General features: G+C 47.7%; 15 protein-coding genes and 1 pseudogene. 11 read left to right on the forward strand and 5 right to left on the reverse strand.

Annotated features, from left to right (window positions below):
* The first annotated feature begins 89 nt into the window (after positions 1-89).
* From ABDB98_RS04660 to ABDB98_RS04700, 9 genes and pseudogenes are all read left to right on the forward strand, one after another.
* Positions 90-1,442: an aspartate aminotransferase family protein gene (locus ABDB98_RS04660; protein WP_438421499.1), complete on the forward strand. Its 1,353-nt coding sequence runs from the start codon at positions 90-92 to the stop codon at positions 1,440-1,442.
* 16 nt (positions 1,443-1,458) lie between these two features.
* Complete coding sequence (locus ABDB98_RS04665) at positions 1,459-2,034, forward strand: glycerol-3-phosphate responsive antiterminator (RefSeq protein WP_016938410.1); 576 nt, start codon at positions 1,459-1,461, stop codon at positions 2,032-2,034.
* Between the two features lie 172 nt (positions 2,035-2,206).
* Complete coding sequence (locus ABDB98_RS04670) at positions 2,207-3,034, forward strand: MIP/aquaporin family protein (RefSeq protein ID WP_060963204.1); 828 nt, start codon at positions 2,207-2,209, stop codon at positions 3,032-3,034.
* A gap of 16 nt (positions 3,035-3,050) precedes the next feature.
* Positions 3,051-4,541 (forward strand): glycerol kinase GlpK, encoded by a 1,491-nt coding sequence (glpK, locus tag ABDB98_RS04675; protein ID WP_060963203.1) that lies wholly within the window; start codon positions 3,051-3,053, stop codon positions 4,539-4,541.
* Positions 4,542-4,679: 138 nt separating this feature from the next.
* On the forward strand, positions 4,680-6,347 hold the full coding sequence (gene glpD / locus ABDB98_RS04680) for a glycerol-3-phosphate dehydrogenase (RefSeq protein WP_016938407.1): 1,668 nt from the start codon (positions 4,680-4,682) through the stop codon (positions 6,345-6,347).
* Between the two features lie 132 nt (positions 6,348-6,479).
* Positions 6,480-8,222, forward strand: coding sequence for a phospho-sugar mutase (locus ABDB98_RS04685; RefSeq protein WP_438421500.1), 1,743 nt, complete (start codon positions 6,480-6,482; stop codon positions 8,220-8,222).
* 142 nt (positions 8,223-8,364) lie between these two features.
* Positions 8,365-9,522 carry a GAF domain-containing sensor histidine kinase gene (locus ABDB98_RS04690; protein ID WP_438421501.1) on the forward strand — a complete coding sequence of 386 codons (1,158 nt, stop codon included), beginning with the start codon at positions 8,365-8,367 and terminating at the stop codon, positions 9,520-9,522.
* Positions 9,503-10,148 (forward strand): annotated as a pseudogene (locus ABDB98_RS04695) (response regulator). The gene ABDB98_RS04690 and the pseudogene ABDB98_RS04695 overlap by 20 nt, the downstream one beginning before the upstream one ends.
* On the forward strand, positions 10,149-10,673 hold the full coding sequence (locus ABDB98_RS04700; RefSeq protein WP_438421502.1) for an NADPH-dependent FMN reductase: 525 nt from the start codon (positions 10,149-10,151) through the stop codon (positions 10,671-10,673). It abuts the pseudogene before it with no gap.
* A gap of 13 nt (positions 10,674-10,686) precedes the next feature.
* On the opposite strand, the gene ABDB98_RS04705 is transcribed toward ABDB98_RS04700, so the two are convergent.
* Complete coding sequence (locus tag ABDB98_RS04705; protein ID WP_016938402.1) at positions 10,687-10,929, reverse strand: YhdB family protein; 243 nt, start codon at positions 10,927-10,929, stop codon at positions 10,687-10,689.
* Positions 10,930-11,118: 189 nt separating this feature from the next.
* On the opposite strand from ABDB98_RS04705, the gene ABDB98_RS04710 reads away from it, so the two are divergent.
* Entirely contained in the window at positions 11,119-11,442 is a 324-nt protein-coding gene (locus ABDB98_RS04710; protein ID WP_060963198.1) for a DUF3889 domain-containing protein, read from the forward strand.
* 42 nt (positions 11,443-11,484) lie between these two features.
* On the opposite strand, the gene ABDB98_RS04715 is transcribed toward ABDB98_RS04710, so the two are convergent.
* The 3 genes from ABDB98_RS04715 to ABDB98_RS04725 all read right to left on the reverse strand — a co-directional run bounded on the left by ABDB98_RS04715 (position 11,485) and on the right by ABDB98_RS04725 (position 15,202).
* Positions 11,485-12,942: a LysM peptidoglycan-binding domain-containing protein gene (locus ABDB98_RS04715; RefSeq protein ID WP_438421503.1), complete on the reverse strand. Its 1,458-nt coding sequence runs from the start codon at positions 12,940-12,942 to the stop codon at positions 11,485-11,487.
* Positions 12,943-13,120: 178 nt separating this feature from the next.
* On the reverse strand, positions 13,121-13,555 hold the full coding sequence (nsrR, locus tag ABDB98_RS04720; protein ID WP_016938399.1) for a nitric oxide-sensing transcriptional repressor NsrR: 435 nt from the start codon (positions 13,553-13,555) through the stop codon (positions 13,121-13,123).
* 132 nt (positions 13,556-13,687) lie between these two features.
* Positions 13,688-15,202: a mechanosensitive ion channel gene (locus ABDB98_RS04725; RefSeq protein ID WP_438421504.1), complete on the reverse strand. Its 1,515-nt coding sequence runs from the start codon at positions 15,200-15,202 to the stop codon at positions 13,688-13,690.
* Between the two features lie 174 nt (positions 15,203-15,376).
* Here ABDB98_RS04725 and ABDB98_RS04730 point away from each other — a divergent pair, with 174 nt between their 5' ends.
* Positions 15,377-16,783, forward strand: coding sequence for a SpoVR family protein (locus ABDB98_RS04730; RefSeq protein ID WP_438421505.1), 1,407 nt, complete (start codon positions 15,377-15,379; stop codon positions 16,781-16,783).
* 36 nt (positions 16,784-16,819) lie between these two features.
* Here the strand turns inward: ABDB98_RS04730 and ABDB98_RS04735 are convergent, their stop codons facing one another.
* Entirely contained in the window at positions 16,820-18,199 is a 1,380-nt protein-coding gene (locus tag ABDB98_RS04735; RefSeq protein WP_438421506.1) for an alkaline phosphatase, read from the reverse strand.
* Between the last annotated feature and the right edge of the window lie 235 nt (positions 18,200-18,434).

Raw genomic sequence — 18,434 nt, forward strand, 5'->3', positions numbered from 1 at the left:
ATATTCTTATTAAGAGGAAAACTTCACCAAGAGAATCGGCGTCAGAAGCCGGGCAGCTTTCGATACAGTGCAATGATATTGAAAGGGAGATGAGCGGTGTGGAACATGTACAAAAAAATCAGTCACTCAAACAAAAGGATAAAGAGCTGATTTGGCACGCGATGAAAGGGGCGGAGCCGGATGACAGCATAATTGTCCAAAAAGGGGAAGGCGCCTGGGTTACGGACATTGACGGCAGGCGGTATTTGGACGGCATGTCAGGACTATGGTGCGTCAATATCGGATACGGGAGAAAGGAGCTTGCCGATGCCGCATACAGCCAATTGAAGGAGCTTCCTTATTATCCGCTGACCCAAAGCCATCAACCTGCGATTGAACTTGCGGAAAAACTGAATGAATGGCTCGGCGGCGATTATGTAATCTTCTTTTCCAACAGCGGATCGGAAGCAAATGAAACCGCGTTCAAAATTGCCCGCCAATACCACATTGAAAACGGCGATCACAGCCGCTTCAAATTCATCTCCCGGTACAGAGGCTATCACGGCAATACGATGGGGGCGCTCGCCGCTACCGGCCAGGCGCAGAGAAAATACAAATACGAGCCGCTCTCCCAAGGATTTTTGCATGCGGCGCCGCCTGATCTCTATCGGAATCCCGCCGATGCTGACACATTGGAAAGCGCACATGAAATCGACCGGATCATGACGTGGGAATTAAGCGAAACGATTGCCGGCGTTATTATGGAACCGATTATTACAGGCGGAGGTATACTGATGCCCCCGGACGGGTATATGGCAAAGGTAGAGGACATTTGCCGCCGCCACGGCGCGCTGCTTATCAGTGATGAAGTCATCTGCGGTTTCGGCCGCACGGGAGAGCCGTTCGGATTTCAGCATTACGGCGTTTCACCGGACATCGTCACAATGGCAAAAGGCATCACGAGCGCTTACCTGCCGCTGTCGGCGACGGCGGTGAAACGGGAGATTTTTGAAGCGTATTCGGACGGTGAGCCGTACGGCCGTTTCCGGCACGTGAATACTTTCGGAGGCAATCCGGCAGCCTGTGCCCTTGCTTTGAAAAACCTGCAATTGATGGAGGACGAAAATCTGATCGCCCGTTCCCGGGAGCTTGGCGAAAGGCTGCTCCGGGAGCTTCAGCCGCTCAGAGAACATCCCGCGGTCGGAGATGTACGGGGAAAGGGCCTCCTTGCCGGCATCGAGCTCGTAAAGGACAAAATTAAGAAAGAACCCGCTGATGCCGCCGCTGTCCAGCACGTCATCACCGCCTGTAAGAAAAAAGGCCTGCTTGTCGGGAAAAATGGCGATACCGCAGCGGGATTTAATAATGTCATTCAGCTTTCACCGCCTTTCTGCCTTTCTGACGAGGAGCTTTCTTTCATCATTTCGACGGTTAAAGAAAGCGTGCTGAGCATTGATTTTTAATGTAAAGGAGTAAAACATGAGTTTTCACAACCAGCAGATTTTACCGGCTATCCGGAACATGAAGCAATTCGATGCATTTTTAGAAAGTCCGTTCTTATACGGCGTTATTTTAGATATTCACCTCGGTCAATTAAAAGGTGTCGTGAATGAAGCGAAAAAACACGGAAAGCACCTGATGGTTCACGTCGATTTAATTCACGGCATTAAGCATGATGAATACGGGGCGGAGTTCATTTGTCAGGACATCCGGCCCGCCGGCATCATTTCGACGAGATCGGCCGTCATCGTCAAAGCGAAACAAAAGAAAATATATGCGATCCAGCGTCTGTTTCTCTTGGATACGAGCGCGATGGAAAAGAGCATGGAATTCGTCGGGAAGCATAAGCCTGACTTTATCGAGGTTCTCCCGGGCATCGTTCCGACTTTAATCCGGGAAATTAAAGAGATGACGGGCATTCCGATTTTTGCCGGCGGCTTTATCCGCACGGAACAGGATGTTGAAAACGCCTTGCAGGCGGGGGCCACGGCTGTCACGACTTCAGACACCGAGCTGTGGGCTAAATATGAACATTCTATGACAAAAAAAGATTGACACCGCTTACACCCGTTGTTACAATAGACCTAGGTTAATACTATGTGATGGAGACCCGGAGACCCACAACAGCTCTTTACGGCAGCAATAAAGCGTAAAGCGGTCTGTTGTGGGTTTTTTATTCTCTATAACTCTGTCAAACCTGCTATTATGTCATTTAGGAGGAATGATGATGACAGCATTTTGGGGAGAAGTAATCGGTACAATGCTGCTTATTATTTTCGGGGGCGGCGTTTGTGCGGGAGTCAATTTAAAGAAATCGCTTTCATACCAATCCGGATGGATTGTTGTTGTATTCGGCTGGGGGCTTGGAGTAGCCATGGCGGCATATGCTGTCGGCGGAATCAGCGGCGCTCACTTGAATCCGGCTTTAACGATAGGCCTTGCGCTTGAAGGCAGTTTTCCTTGGAAAGAAGTCCCTGTCTATATTGCTGGACAGATGATCGGAGCAATAATCGGTGCGGTTATTGTGTACCTTCATTATCTGCCGCATTGGAAGGCGACGGATGATCCGGCCGCTAAGCTGGGCGTTTTCTCGACCGGACCGAGTATTCCTCATACATTTGGGAATATGATAAGTGAAGTCATTGGGACGTTTGTGCTTGTGCTCGGCATTTTGGCAATCGGAGCGAATGAATTTACAAAAGGGCTGAACCCGCTGATTGTCGGATTCCTCATCGTGGCTATCGGAATTTCTCTCGGAGGAACGACCGGGTATGCGATCAACCCTGCGCGGGATTTGGGGCCGAGAATCGCGCACGCCTTTCTGCCGATTCCGAAAAAAGGGCCGTCAAATTGGAAATATGCCTGGATTCCCGTTATCGGTCCGATTATGGGCGGTGCGTTCGGCGGCGTATTTTACAATGCCGCGTTTAAAGGAAATGTGACATCTAGCTTTTGGTTTGTAAGCGTTATAATGGTTGTATTGCTTTTCATACTCTATGTTTATACCAAGAAATCTCAATCACGAAAAACATTATCAAATTCTGAATATATTTAAAAAGGAGAGCGGCATCATGGAGACCTATATTTTATCAATTGACCAAGGCACAACAAGTTCAAGAGCGATTCTTTTTAATAAAGAAGGAAAAATCGTGCATTCCGCTCAAAAGGAATTCACACAGCACTTCCCTCAGCCGGGCTGGGTGGAGCATAATGCGAACGAAATTTGGGGATCGGTGCTCGCCGTTATCGCGACTGTGATCTCTGAGTCCGGAATCAGCGCGGACCAAATTTCCGGCATTGGCATCACGAACCAAAGGGAAACGACGGTCGTATGGGATAAAGATACCGGAAAGCCGGTATACAATGCGATTGTGTGGCAATCGAGACAAACATCCGGCATTTGCGAAGAGCTTCGTGAAAAAGGATATAATGATACATTCAGAGAAAAAACGGGACTTCTGATCGACCCTTATTTCTCAGGAACGAAAGTCAAATGGATTCTTGACAATGTAGAAGGCGCGCGGGAAAAAGCGGAAAACGGAAATCTCCTTTTCGGAACGATTGATTCATGGCTCATCTGGAAAATGTCCGGAGGCGCGGCGCACGTAACGGATTATTCCAACGCTTCAAGAACGCTGATGTTTAATATCCATGAATTAAAATGGGATGACGAGCTGCTTGACATTTTAGGCGTGCCGAAATCAATGCTGCCGGAAGTGAAACCGTCTTCTCATGTGTACGCGAAAACGGTTGATTATCATTTCTTCGGCAAAAATATTCCGATTGCGGGTGCGGCCGGAGACCAGCAGTCAGCGCTGTTCGGTCAGGCGTGCTTTGAAGAAGGCATGGGGAAAAACACATACGGCACAGGCTGCTTTATGCTCATGAATACCGGAGAAAAAGCCATTGCTTCAGAGCACGGCCTTCTGACGACGATCGCCTGGGGATTAGACGGAAAAGTCGAGTATGCGCTGGAAGGAAGCATCTTTGTCGCAGGTTCTGCCATCCAATGGCTGAGAGACGGCATGCGGATGTTCCATGATTCGAAAGAAAGCGAGACATACGCAGAGCGTGTGGATTCCGCTGACGGTGTTTATGTCGTGCCCGCTTTCGTCGGATTGGGCACACCGTACTGGGACAGTGACGTGCGCGGCTCGGTTTTCGGCCTGACACGCGGAACGACGAAGGAGCATTTTATCCGGGCCACGCTTGAATCTCTCGCTTATCAGGCGAAAGATGTGCTTGATGCCATGGAAGCTGATTCAGGCATCTCTTTAAAAACGTTGCGTGTAGACGGCGGAGCGGTTAAAAATAATTTCCTTATGCAGTTCCAAAGCGACTTGCTTGATGTGCCGGTCGAACGTCCGGAAATTAATGAAACGACGGCGCTCGGTGCCGCGTATTTGGCCGGAATCGCTGTCGGCTACTGGAAGGACAGCACTGAAATCGCCGATCAGTGGAATCTGGATAAGCAATTCAAACCGGAAATGGAAGATGAAAAACGCGATGAATTGTACGGCGGATGGAAAAAAGCAGTAAATGCAGCTATGGCTTTTAAGTAAGATAAAATTATGATATACTGAAAACAAGTTAATAGGAACGGTCCTGAGATGAGGAGAGACCACAGCACCAAAGTGATAACATGCGCTTTGGCTGTTGTGGTCTCTTTTTCTATACCGTGACAACAAGGAGGAAACGTAATGATGAATCACCAATTTTCGAGTTTGGAACGGGATCATATGCTGGAAGACATGACTAAAAAAACATACGATCTGTTTATTATAGGCGGAGGCATTACAGGTGCCGGTACGGCGCTTGACGCTGCTTCAAGGGGAATGAAAGTCGCTTTGAGCGAAATGCAGGATTTCGCGGCCGGCACATCAAGCCGATCCACAAAGCTTGTCCATGGCGGTTTGCGTTATCTGAAGCAATTCGAAGTCAAAATGGTGGCTGAAGTCGGTAAAGAACGTGCCATTGTATACGAAAACGGCCCGCACGTCACGACGCCGGAATGGATGCTGCTTCCGTTCCATAAAGGAGGCACATTCGGTTCATTCTCTACTTCCATCGGTCTGCGTGTATATGACTATTTAGCAGGGGTAAAAAAATCAGAGCGCAGAAGCATGCTGTCTGCAAAAGAAACGCTGCAAAAAGAACCGCTCGTCAAAAAAGACGGCTTAAAAGGCGGAGGCTACTATGTAGAGTACCGGACGGACGACGCCAGACTGACGATTGAAGTCATGAAAGAAGCCGTTAAATTCGGTGCGGAGCCTGTCAACTATTCTAAAGTGAAAGAGCTGCTTTATGAAAAAGGAAAAGTCGTCGGCGTTTTAATTGAAGATCTGCTGTCAGGCAAGGAATACAAAGTTTACGCCAAAAAAATCGTCAATGCGACAGGTCCTTGGGTCGACGAGCTGAGAGAAAAAGACCACAGCAAAAGCGGAAAGCATCTCCAGCATACAAAAGGGGTCCATCTCGTATTCGACCAATCCGTATTCCCGCTTAAACAGGCTGTGTATTTTGACACGCCGGACGGACGGATGGTGTTCGCCATTCCGCGTGAAGGAAAAACATACGTGGGCACGACAGACACGGTTTATAAACAAAAGCTTGAGCATCCGCGCATGACGGTGCAGGATCGTGATTATGTCGTCAGCTCCATCAATTATATGTTCCCGGAACTGAATATTACGGCGGACGATATTGAATCAAGCTGGGCCGGCCTCAGACCGCTCATTCACGAAGAAGGAAAAGATCCGTCCGAGATCTCCCGTAAAGATGAAATCTGGACATCTCAATCTGGCTTGATCACAATCGCCGGAGGAAAACTGACGGGCTACCGTAAAATGGCTGAGCACATTGTCGATCTTGTCCGCGATCGCTTAAAAGAAGAGGGCGGCCAGGACTTCGGCGGCTGTAAGACGAAGACGATGCCGATTTCCGGCGGACATGTCGGCGGCTCTAAAAACTTCGAGTCATTTGTGGAAGCAAAGACAAAAGACGGATTGAAAATCGGTTTATCACAGGAAACAGCTAAACAGTTAGCCATCAGATACGGCTCTAACGTCGAAAATGTATTCAGCCGGATTGAAGGCCTGAAAGACGAAGCGGCAAAACGCCAGATTCCGGTTCACATTCTGGCGGAAGCGGCTTACAGCATTGAAGAAGAGATGGCTGCGACACCTGCTGATTTCTTCGTCCGCAGAACGGGCAGACTGTTCTTCGACATCAAATGGGTGCAGACGTATAAAACGGCTGTGATTGATTACATGAGCGACCGGTTCCAATGGGATGACGAAACGAAAGCGAAACATACCGAGTGGTTAAACACGCTGCTGCACGATGCGGTTGTTCCGCTCGAACAATAATAATCGGAGGGCTGTGCCGAAAAGGCATGAGCCCTTCTTTTTACATAAAGCACTGTGTTAAGTTATCAAGTGACACGGACAGCCGCTTCATATTAAAATATGGTCATAAGCTGAAATTATAGGAGGACGAACATGAGTTGGAGTAAGAGTTACGAACGCTGGAATCAGGCCGAACAATTAGATTCAGAATTGAAAAAATTATTGGCGGACGCAGAAGGAAACGAGCAGCTGCTGGAAGACTTTTTCTACAAAAATCTTGAGTTCGGAACAGGAGGCATGAGAGGAGAAATCGGGCCGGGCACAAACAGAATGAACATTTACACGGTCCGCAAAGCATCCGCCGGGCTTGCTGCGTATATTGCAAAACAAGGAGAAGAAGCGAAAAAAAGAGGCGTTGCGATCGCGTACGACTCCCGTCATAAATCTCCTGAGTTTGCGATGGAAGCAGCCAAAACCCTTGCTTCCCAAGGCATTCAAACATACGTATTTGATGAGCTCCGCCCGACGCCTGAGCTGTCTTTTGCGGTGAGAGAACTGAACGCTTATGCGGGTATCGTCGTGACGGCCAGCCATAACCCGCCTGAATATAACGGATATAAAGTGTACGGCGATGACGGGGCGCAGCTGCCGCCGAAAGAAGCGGACATCGTCATTGCGGAAGTGAATGCGATTGAAAATGAATTAACGATTCAAGTTGAAGATGAACAGGCGCTGAAGGAAAAAGGTTTAATTAAGATCATCGGCGAAGAAATTGATACACCCTATACTGAAAAACTGACTTCCATCTCCGTCCATCCCGAGCTTTCGGAAGAAGTCGACGTGAGCGTCGTGTTCACTCCGCTGCACGGCACGGCGAATAAACCGGTACGCCGCGGTCTCGAAGCGCTAGGTTACAAAAACGTCACTGTCGTAAAGGAACAGGAGCTTCCGGATCCGGATTTTTCAACCGTCAAATCGCCAAATCCTGAAGAGCACGCGGCATTCGAATATGCCATTAAGCTGGGAGAAGAACAAAACGCCGATATTCTCGTCGCTACGGACCCGGATGCCGACCGTCTCGGCATTGCCGCAAAAAACAGTGACGGCAAGTATACGGTGCTGACGGGGAACCAGACAGGCGCGCTTTTATTGCACTACCTGCTTTCTGAAAAGAAAAAACAGGGCGTCCTTCCTGAGAACGGCGTCGTCATGAAAACGATTGTCACAAGTGAATTGGGCCGCGCCGTCGCTTCATCGTTCGGGTTAGATACGGTCGACACGCTGACAGGCTTCAAATTTATCGGTGAAAAGATCAAAGAATATGAAAAAACCGGACAATACACGTTCCAGTTCGGGTATGAAGAAAGCTACGGCTACTTAATCGGCGATTTCGCGCGTGACAAAGATGCGATCCAGGCTGCGCTGTTAGCCGTCGAAGTATGCGCCTTTTATAAAAAGCAGGGCATGTCGCTTTATGACGCGCTGCTGTCCATTTTTAAAGAATACGGTTATTACCGTGAAGGCTTGAAGTCATTGACGTTAAAAGGAAAACAGGGAGCAGAGCAGATTTCTGCTATCCTGACGTCATTCCGAAACGATCCGCCGAAGCAGATGGCCGGAAAACAAATCACGCAGGCTGAAGACTATTCAACGGGAAAACGGACTGTATTTGCCGATCATCGTGAAGAAGATATTGATCTTCCGAAGTCAAATGTTCTGAAATATTTCCTTGAAGACGGCTCTTGGTTCTGCCTCCGTCCATCCGGAACGGAGCCGAAAGTCAAGTTCTACTTCGCAGTGAAGGGAACTTCTTTACAAGACAGCGAGCAGCGTCTTGCCGCATTATCTGAAGCCGTCATGAAAACGGTGGATGCCATAGTGGAAAAAACGAAATAAACAAAAAACCGCCGGAAGCGATATCCGGCGGTTTTTTTACGCCTCATCCGAAAGTATGAGGTAAAATCATGCTGAAGCAAAGGCAAATACAGATTAGAATTGATATAATATGGATAATTCTGAATGGCCGGAGTGAGGGAGTTTGACGAAAACGACGGTAGAAACCTTAAAAACATTAAAAGCGATTGCGGAAACCTTAAACCAATGCCACGATATGAAGGAAGCGCTTGATAAAGTCCTGCGCGAGCTGCTCAGCCTGACCGGGCTGCAGACAGGGTGGATTTTTCTGATTGATCCGGACGGATCCTATACGCTCGCCGCATCCGCTTATTTACCGCCGGCTCTCGGTCAGCGGGAAAACGCATTAATGTGCAGCGGGGACTGCTATTGTCTGACCAAATTCAGCAATGGCGGATTGACCAAGGCTGTAAACATTATGAATTGTAAACGGATTGAATTTGCGGAACAGACGACGGACTGCAGCGACACCGAAGGCATTACCCATCATGCGACCGTTCCGCTTGAAGACGGCGGCCGGACATTCGGTTTATTAAACGTCGCTGCAGGAGAAAAGACGTTTTTCAGCGAAGAAGAACTGCATCTTCTTGAAGGGGTCGCATTCCAAATCGGAACGGCGATCCAGCGGATGAAACTGGCCGAATTTGCGCAGCAGAACGCCCTGCTGATGGAACGGAGCAGACTGGCGCAAGAGCTGCATGATTCCGTCAATCAGATGCTGTTTTCCGTCAGCTTAACGGCAAAAGCCGCTAAAAGCTTTACAGATGATGAACGGCTCCGGCAGATGATTACGTTCATCCAAGAGCTGTCGCAGGATGCGTTGACAGAAATGAGGACGCTTATTTGGCAGCTGAGACCGGAAAGTTTAACGAAAGGGCTGTATGCGTCGATCAAAAGCTATGCCGCTCTCATCGGTCTGGAAGCCGTCTGTGACATGGAAGATGAACTGAAGCTTACGGATGAACAGGAACACGCGCTTTGGCGGATCGCTCAAGAAGCCTTGAATAACTGTAAAAAGCATGCGGGAACGGACCTTGTTATCATTTCTGCCGCTAAAAAGCCGGATCATGCTGAGCTTCGCATTATCGACCATGGAGCGGGCTTCAGCGCTGATGCGCATGCGGGACTGCCGTCACTTGGCATTGCGGGTATGAAATCGCGCGCCGAAGCAATCGGAGGCCGGTTTGCATTGCAATCTGAGCTTGGCGCCGGTACGATTGTCTCCGTTCGGCTTCCATTTTACGGGATAGGAGGTCTGATTGATGAAAATTGTGATCGCTGATGATCATCACGTTGTCCGCAAAGGATTGCGCTTTTTTCTTCGCCACTCAGGAAGATATTGAAGTTGTCGGTGAGGCGTCTACCGGTGCTGAAGCGCTTCAGCAAGCTGAACTAACGAAGCCTGACATCGTTTTAATGGATTTATCAATGCCTGATATGGACGGCATTGAAGCGGCAAAAATCGCGGCTGAACGATTTCCGGACATCCGTATCGTCGTTTTGACGAGCTATTCCGACCCGCAGCATGTCATTCCCGCCCTTAAAGCCGGAGCCAAAGCGTATCAGCTGAAAGACGCCCAGCCCGATGATTTAGTGAAAACACTCCGGGAAGTGTATTCCGGACGGTACCGGCTCTCTGCGGATATTGTGCCTCACGTGCTGGCACATATGGTTCAGGAGGATCAGGATAAGGAAAAATATGATCAGCTGACCCCCCGTGAAAAAGATGTTCTTCAAGAAATAGCCAAAGGGAAAAGCAATAAGGAAATTGCCGCAGCTCTGTTTATTTCTGAAAAAACAGTGAAGACCCATGTGTCCAATCTGCTGTCAAAGCTGAATCTTTCAGACCGGACACAAGCGGCATTGTATGCCGTAAAATACAATGTTTCCGGAAAGGCGGTAAACTAAATGAGCATATTAGTGATCAGCGGCACGCCGAGAAAAAACGGGCGGACAAGAATTGCCGCTTCGTATATCAGAGACCGGTTTCAAACCGATTTTATTGATTTAAGCAAAAGTGAACTGCCGCTTTATAACGGTGAGGAAGAACAGAACGATCTGCCCTCAGTGCAAGAGTTAAGACAGCAGGTGAAGAAGTCGTCTGCCGTCGTCTTATTATCTCCCGAGTATCACAGCGGCATGAGCGGCGCTTTAAAAAACGCCATTGATTTTTTAAGCAGTGACTGCTGGAGATACAAACCGGTGGCCATCATTGCAGCGGCGGGCGGAGGAAAAGGCGGCATGAACGCGCTGGCGAATATGCGGACTGTGATGAGGGGCGTCTATGCAAATGTCATCCCGAAACAGCTGGTCTTAGACCCGATTCACATCGACATTGAGCGCCGGACCGTATCTGAGGATATGGCGGTCAGCCTGACAGACATGATGGAAGAGCTGAATATGTTTACAAACATGGGGAATCCCGGCGCGTAACGCCGGGATTGTTTTATGTCAGCATGGCTAATTGATCTTCATACGCGAGCTCTGCCGCATGATCAATATACCTGAGAAGGGAATACAGCTCTTTTTCAAGCACCGCATAATCAAGTTCAAAATGATATGCATGCAGAAAGTGCTCAATACGCTTTGATAACAAATCATCTTTCGTACGCACCATCAAAATTAATAAATTGTCCCATTGGGACCGGTGTGTGTAATATAAGGCTTTATCATAATCGGCATGGTCCATCTTACGCTTCCCCTTTCAATGAGAAGTTCTCCGTTAGTGTATGCCGCCGAAGCCCGGATGCAACGGGGGAAAAGTTGGTGTCCGTATAAATTGGGCATAGCAATATGAGGGAGACATAAAATAAAAACGCATATCCGTCTCTTCTTTGGACACGCTAAGATTGACAAAAACGACTCAGGAGACATAAAGATGAAATTCCTTCCATTTACGCTTGCCCTCTTGTTTTGCGGCATTCTCATTGCCTCAATCGCTGAAAAAGGGCATACAGAACACCTCGATCCATCAGCCGGAAAATGGGAGCAGCTCGCATGGAACCAGCTGGAACGTGAATACAAGGGCGCCGAGCTTACCGATTATTCGTACATGGGCCGTACGAAAGTAAACCGGGAACAGACGAAAGACGTGTTTCGCGTAACGGTGCAAACAAAAAAAGAGACGTTTTCCTCCCGTGCTGAAGTGTATTTTCACCCCGTGACTAAGCATGTGATCAGCATTAATATTTTCAGGCTGTAAAAAAAAGCTGCACAGCCTTTTCGGCTGTGCAGCTTGTCTGTATCAGAAGAATCGTTTCGCTCCGAGGTAGCGCTGTTTCCAATAGGAATTGTTCATGCTGGAAATGACGACACCCGAATCGTTGGCATTAATAAACTGTCCGTTTCCGAGATAAATGCCGACGTGAGAAGGTCCGGCTTTATAAGTTGAGAAAAAGACAAAGTCACCGACCGCCGGCTGGCTGACTGATGTCATCGTATTCCAGTAGCCTGCCGCTGAAAGTCTGGATACGGAAGTGACCTTATTAAGAACGTAATAAATAAAACCGCTGCAGTCAAAGCCTCTCGGCGTTGTCCCGCCCCATACATACGGTACACCCAGCTGAGCTTTTGCGGCATCGATCATCACATTAATCTTCGCGCTTGTTGAACCTGTGCCGCCTGTGCTGCCGGACTGGTTCGGTGTCGTGTTTGACTGCTGTCCTGTAATCGTCAGCTTCTGTCCGATTTGAAGAACATCTGTTTTCAAATTGTTTTTCTCGCGGATCTGCTGGGCGGTCACATTGAACTTTTGGGCGATCACCCATAAAGAATCCCCGCTTTTCACGGTATATGTAGTGGTTTTCCCTGTATCTCCGGACGGGTTCGGAGCTGACGGTGAAGACGAAGAACCGGAAGATGACGTTTTTGTCAGCTTCAGCACTTGTCCGACCCGCAGCATGTCTGACGTCAGTTTGTTGATGCTTCTGATTTGCTGAACCGTCATATTGTATGCGTTTGCGATCTTCCAGAGCGAGTCTCCGCTTTTTACTGTATAAGATGACGTTTGCGTCTGGTTTTGATTTTTGTTTGAATTGTCTTTTGACGGCTTGTTTCCCGAAGGAGACGTTCCTTTTATTTTCAGAACCTGGTTTACGTAGATCGTATCCGTTTTTAAGTTGTTTAATACTTTGAGTTCCGCAATGGTCATATTGACGCTGTTTGCGATCTTCCAGAGCGAATCGCCGAGTTTGACTTTATATGTCCCGGAAGATGAAGATGACTGATTTTTACTGCTGTTTGAGCTGCTGCCCGGCACGGTTTTTGTCTTGTCGGTGCTTGAGGAAACGTTCCCCTTCACTTGCAGCTTCTGTCCGGCGCGGATTAAGTCGCTTGACAGGCCGTTCAGTTTTTTCAGTTCCTGTACGGACATTTTAAAATCAGACGCGATCAGCCACAGCGAGTCTCCGCTTTTCACCGTATACACACTTGTCGTCTTGCTGCTGTTCTTTGAAGATGGCGCCGGGCTGCCGGAATCTGATTTGCCGTTAGGGATGTTGAGCGTCTGCCCGATGGAAATAACGGTGGATTTTAAATGATTGGCTGATGAAATGGCATCCACGCTTGTATTGTAGGTTTGGGCAAGCTTCCATAATGAATCTCCGCTTTTGACCTTAATCGTTTGTGCTTCTGCCGGTGTTACAGCTAACGCAGACCCGACAATCGCAGATGCAGTCAAACCGACCGCTACCTTTTTTTTCATAGTGAATCTCCTTTTTCCTGCGATGATTTTACTATCCCCATTCGTTGCAGCCGCAAGGTGAGGATAACAGTAATGATAATCTTTATATCGGCACTTGTCTGCAATCATTTATCATATTAGTAGAAATAGTTCTTTTTTCTTATGCAGGCATAAAAAAAGAAGGAATGCGGGCATTCCTTCAGCTTCTGAGCAGTCTCATAATCTCCTCTTTATTTTTGACCAGGTCCCTTAACGTATATTTGTCTAAAACGGCCAGGTAAGCTTGCAGGGCTTCATTCAGCAAATTCTTTAAGTTGCAGGCGGGAGATATGATACAGAGATTTTTTTGGGAGTCAAAGCATTCTACGATGTTGAAGTCGTCTTCTGTATTTCGAACGACTTCTCCAATGTTAATGTCTTCCGGCTTCATTCCTAATCGGATTCCGCCTCCGCGGCCCCGGATCGTTTCCACATATCCGAGCTGTCCGAGACGGTAAATGACTTTCATGAGGTGGTTTTTAGAGATGGAATATGTGTCGGCGATTTCTTTTATGTTGGAAAGTTCTTCGGAATGTCTGGAAGCCAAAAAAATCAAAACGCGTAAAGAATAATCGGTATAGTTCGTTAATTTCATAGAATGACCTCGAAAAAAGAGATTTTGCTTCTGTTACAGTTTATCATATAGGATTTCAAAATGAAAAAAAAGGAATTTGCCTATCAATCTAAAAAAAAACGTGCGCTCCTTCCGAGCACACGTTTTTTTTCGTTATGACATCGGCGGTTTACGGTCGTCAGCCGATTGATGTTTTTCAATTTTGCGGTCCAATTTCGCGAGATAACGGGAAGCAAATTCTTTTCCGCCAAGACCGAATGAAAGTCCGAAGGCAAGCGCGAAACCGCCCAGGATCAGAATAAATGCGGCATTTACGATCGTGTCGGCGACACCGAGCTGATCCAGCGCCATAAAGATTGAGAGCGTGATAATCGTATATTTCGCAAGAGGCGCCAGGAATCTGAATTCTTTCCCGCTCAGCATGCCGACAAGCAGTCTGCTGACAAGCTGTCCGGCCAAAAGCCCGATTCCGAGAATAAATACAGCGGCCAGAACATTAGGCAGGTAAGCGATAATCCCGGTCGCGATGACGACGAGAAATTCGAGATGAACCAGCTGCAGCGCCTCTGCCGTAAAGAGCAGGACGATGATGATCTGCGCAATCATGCCGACAGTTTGAGAAAGCGTAAGCTTCGGACGATCCGCCTGTTCAAAGCCCATTTTTCCGAGAAGAGAGTCAAAGCCGGCCCGGTGCAGCAGCCCTGATACAATACTGTTTACCCATTTTCCGATCCAGATGCCGGCGATAATCAGTACAATACCGATGATGATATTAGGAAGCATTGTAAAGACCGTGTTCAGCATGGCTGAGGCGGGATCAGAAATGCCCGCAATATCAAGCCGGTCAAGCGCAGAAATGACCACCGGAATGAAAATCAGTACGTAGACAATCGTTCCGATGATTGCCGACAGGCTTGTATCCTTCAGGTAAATAGAAAGCCCCATACGTGCGGCAAGTCTTTCCGTGCCGATACTCGCCAGAAAGTTTGTGACGATATCACGGACGAGACGGGCAACAAGCCAGCCGATTAAGACAATCAGCGCCGCGGCGAATAATTTCGGTATAAAGGATAACACGCTTTGGATCATATGTGTAAACGGTTCTGATACTCCGCTGATTTGAAGAGCGGACAAGACACCGGGCAGGAACAGGAGCAAGACGAAATAAAAAACGATTCGTGAAGCGGCCGTAACGGACTTGCTCATCTCCGCCTCTTCAGAAACCATGGTCCATTTTCTGATCCAGCCGTTTTCAGCCAGTTTCATGCCCGCTTTTTTGACGAGATAGCTGAAAAGCGAAGCAGCCGCCCATCCCAAGAGCAGAATCAAACCGGCTTTTAAAATGCTCGGCACAGCCGCCGTTATCGCCGACAGCATGCTGACAAAAGGCGAAGCCACGGTTGTCAGATGCAGAATGTTAAAGAATAGAATAAAAACGATAATTAATGCGATAAAATAAATGACTTTACTGATGACTTTTTCCGAGGAATAGCGCGCCGGCTTTTTTTCGGCGAACAGCCTGTCGTCGATCTTTGTTTTTTGCAGGCCTTTGTATACGGCTTTTTCAATGATTTTCGCAATGCCCCAGCCGATAAGCAGGACGAGCAGTGCAATGATCAGATTCGGCAGTTTGCTGAGATACGTAGTAAGCATGTCTGCTGTGTTCAAGTAGAATCGCTCCTTTTTCTTTTTTTATGGGGTATGGTGTGTGTTTTACCCACTTACATATAAAGCAAACGGGACGGATGTGCCGAAAGTTTTCAGACGGAAACCCGCCTGTTATTTCATCTTTTGAGAGGAGGGGTCATACATTATAAATAAGTCCAAGTAGGGGGGATTCGGTTGAACGCGGAGGAGACAAAAGGTTTACAGCGGGCAATTGAGGAAATAACCGACATTGCGAAGGGATTCGGCCTTGATTTCTACCCGATGAGATACGAAATTTGCCCGGCTGAAATTATTTATACATTCGGCGCGTACGGCATGCCGACGAGATTCAGCCACTGGAGTTTCGGCAAACAATTTCACAAGATGAAACTCCATTATGATCTTGGTTTGAGCAAAATTTATGAGCTTGTCATTAATTCCAACCCTTGCTACGCTTTTTTGCTGGACAGCAATTCGCTGATCCAAAATAAATTAATTGTAGCCCATGTCCTGGCCCATTGTGATTTTTTCAAAAATAACTGCCGCTTTCAAAATACGAACCGGGACATGGTCGAGAGCATGTCGGCTGCGGCGGAGCGGATTAAGCATTATGAAAGAATTCACGGAATTAAAGAGGTGGAGTCCTTTTTAGATGCCATTCTGGCGGTTCAGGAGCATATTGATCCGTCGCTCGTCAGGCCGAAGCTGCAGTGGAGCGTCGATGACGAGGAGGACGACGAAGAGGAAAACGCGTCATCGCCTTACGATGATTTATGGGGAATGGATAAGCCGAAGCCGGTGAAAAAGAAAAAAGGGAAAAAAGCGTTTCCGCCCCGGCCGGAAAAAGACATTCTGCTGTTTATCGAGGAGCATTCCCGGGAGCTTGAACCGTGGCAGCGAGATATTTTAACCATGATGAGAGAAGAAATGCTGTATTTCTGGCCTCAGCTGGAAACAAAAATCATGAACGAAGGCTGGGCATCCTATTGGCATCAGCGGATTATCCGCGAGCTTGATTTGACTTCAGATGAAGCCATCGAATTTGCGAAGCTGAACGCAGGCGTCGTTCAGCCGTCAAAAACGGGAATCAACCCGTATTATTTAGGGCTGAAAATTTTTGAAGACATTGAAGAGCGCTACGACAATCCGACAGAAGAAATGAAAAAAACAGGGGTAAAGCCCGGTTCCGGCCGTGAAAAAATGTTTGAGGTCAGGGAAATTGAATCAGATATTTCTTTTATCCGCAATTATTTGACGAAAGATCTCGTGCTGCGCGAGGATCTGTATTTATTCCAAAAGCAGGGCAGGGACTATAAAGTGATCGACAAGGAATGGAAGGCCGTGCGCGATCAGCTCGTGAACATGCGGGTAAACGGCGGGTTTCCTTATCTGACCGTCAATGATGGGGATTATCTGAAGAATAATGAGCTTTATATTAAGCATTGGTATGAGGGAATTGAGCTTGATCTGAAATATTTGGAGAAGGTGCTGCCGTACTTGTACCAGCTGTGGGGCAGGAGCGTGCATATCGAATCAGTGCTTGAAGATAAGGAAGTGATGTTCTCGTATGACGGCAAAGGAGTGCACCGGAGATATCTGTAAAGAAAAAAGGATGCAGGGAAACCCCGCATCCTTTTTTTATTTGCCGTTTTTTAGAATGTGAAAGATCTTTTTCGCCTGATCCGTGTTGTTTAAAAGTCCTGTAAACGATTCTTTGCCCGGGCCGTATGCGTAAACCGGAACTTCTTCGCCGGTATGATCGCCGGTTGTCCAGCCGCTGTTGGTTTTCGCATTAAAGAGCTTAATGATCGCTTTGTAGGCGCCCTTGTCCTTATCCTGCTTTGCCGCCGTTTCGATCTGGTTGATTTCGGCTTTTGAGCATTTCAGGCCGGTATAACGCGCAAGTACGGAAGATACGGATTTGCCCGCTTTGATTTGGTCAGCCATAAATGCCGGTGTTTTTTTCGCGGCAAGAATCGGTTCAACATGCCAGTTTTTATCGTTATTCGCGCCGATCGTCAATCCGCCGGTCGTATGATCAGCAGTGGCAATGACAAGCGTATGTTTGTCCTTTTTGGCAAATGCGATCGCTGCTTTATACGCTTTTTCAAAATCCTTCATTTCGCTCATTGCGCCGACGATATCATTGTCATGACCCGCCCAGTCAATTTGGCTGCCTTCGACCATTAAGAAAAACCCTTTTTTATTCTTATTCAGTCTGTCGATCGCCGCTGTTGTCATGTCTTCTAATGAAGGCACGTCGTTTGAGCGGTCGATTGCTTTGTCGAGTCCGCCATCGGCAAACAGGCCGAGAACGTTTTTATTGCGGTCCTTTTTAAGCTCCTGTTTTGATGTCACGTAGCTGTATCCCGCTTTTTTGAAATCCTTCGTTATATTGCGGTCTTTACGGATAAAGTTTGATTTGCCGCCGCCGAGGAGTACATCCACTTTCTGCTTCCCGTTGATCCGGTCATCAAAGTAGCTGCTTGCGATTTCATCCATATTTTTTCTTGATTTGTTATGCGCGCCGAAAGCCGCAGGAGTGGCGTGGGCAATCTCTGAAGTTGCGACAAGTCCGGTGGATTTGCCTCTTTGTTTCGCTTCTTCGAGGACAGATTTTACCCGCTTTCCTTTTTTATCGACTCCGATCGCCGCGTTATACGTTTTCACGCCGGTGGCCATTGCCGTGCCGGCCGCCGCGGAATCGGTGATAGTGGAATCAGGATCATTAGGATAAGTCATCATCATGCCGGTGAGATTGGGGTCAAATGCCGTCAGTTTCATGCCGTCTGAAGGCTTTCCTTTGTTAATGACCGAACGGTAGGCGTTCATGTAAGGCGCTCCCATTCCGTCTCCGACCATGAAGATGACGTTTCTGATCTCATTTTTGTCAGGCTGTTTTTTTGCCGCAGCCTGTTCGGAGTGCTGAAATCCCGCACCCGCAATCAAACCGGCTGTCAGCACGGATACGGCTGCCGCCGGCAGAAGTTTTGACCGAACCTGTTTAAATAGACTCATTCTCAAATCGTCCTCCTTTAATCGTGGTCTGCATGTCTAATGGTAGGGGATGTTTGTAAAGAACGCCTTTCCCTCCTGTAAATTTCAGGTGAAACATTGTTAGAAATGTAAATTCCCAAGTAAGGTTATGTTTTCAAGAAAAAGTGAAAATCATTCACTTTTTCAAAAAGATGAGGGTTTTTTAACAAGGGGTAATATGGAAAATAAATTTCTTTATTTTCCAAAACACGAGGAT

Origin of the sequence: Bacillus siamensis (assembly GCF_051628075.1) — a bacterium.
GTDB lineage: Bacteria > Bacillota > Bacilli > Bacillales > Bacillaceae > Bacillus > Bacillus siamensis.

What these genes read in the sequence shown, in the direction of transcription:
- ABDB98_RS04660 (WP_438421499.1), top strand. Translation starts at nt 90, where the DNA reads ATGAGCGGTGTGGAACATGTACAAAAAAATCAGTCACTCAAACAAAAG.
- ABDB98_RS04665 (WP_016938410.1), top strand. Translation starts at nt 1,459, where the DNA reads ATGAGTTTTCACAACCAGCAGATTTTACCGGCTATCCGGAACATGAAG.
- ABDB98_RS04670 (WP_060963204.1), top strand. Translation starts at nt 2,207, where the DNA reads ATGACAGCATTTTGGGGAGAAGTAATCGGTACAATGCTGCTTATTATT.
- glpK (WP_060963203.1), top strand. Translation starts at nt 3,051, where the DNA reads ATGGAGACCTATATTTTATCAATTGACCAAGGCACAACAAGTTCAAGA.
- glpD (WP_016938407.1), top strand. Translation starts at nt 4,680, where the DNA reads ATGATGAATCACCAATTTTCGAGTTTGGAACGGGATCATATGCTGGAA.
- ABDB98_RS04685 (WP_438421500.1), top strand. Translation starts at nt 6,480, where the DNA reads ATGAGTTGGAGTAAGAGTTACGAACGCTGGAATCAGGCCGAACAATTA.
- ABDB98_RS04700 (WP_438421502.1), top strand. Translation starts at nt 10,149, where the DNA reads ATGAGCATATTAGTGATCAGCGGCACGCCGAGAAAAAACGGGCGGACA.
- ABDB98_RS04705 (WP_016938402.1), bottom strand. Translation starts at nt 10,929, where the DNA reads ATGGACCATGCCGATTATGATAAAGCCTTATATTACACACACCGGTCC.
- ABDB98_RS04710 (WP_060963198.1), top strand. Translation starts at nt 11,119, where the DNA reads ATGAAATTCCTTCCATTTACGCTTGCCCTCTTGTTTTGCGGCATTCTC.
- ABDB98_RS04715 (WP_438421503.1), bottom strand. Translation starts at nt 12,942, where the DNA reads ATGAAAAAAAAGGTAGCGGTCGGTTTGACTGCATCTGCGATTGTCGGG.
- nsrR (WP_016938399.1), bottom strand. Translation starts at nt 13,555, where the DNA reads ATGAAATTAACGAACTATACCGATTATTCTTTACGCGTTTTGATTTTT.
- ABDB98_RS04735 (WP_438421506.1), bottom strand. Translation starts at nt 18,199, where the DNA reads ATGAGTCTATTTAAACAGGTTCGGTCAAAACTTCTGCCGGCGGCAGCC.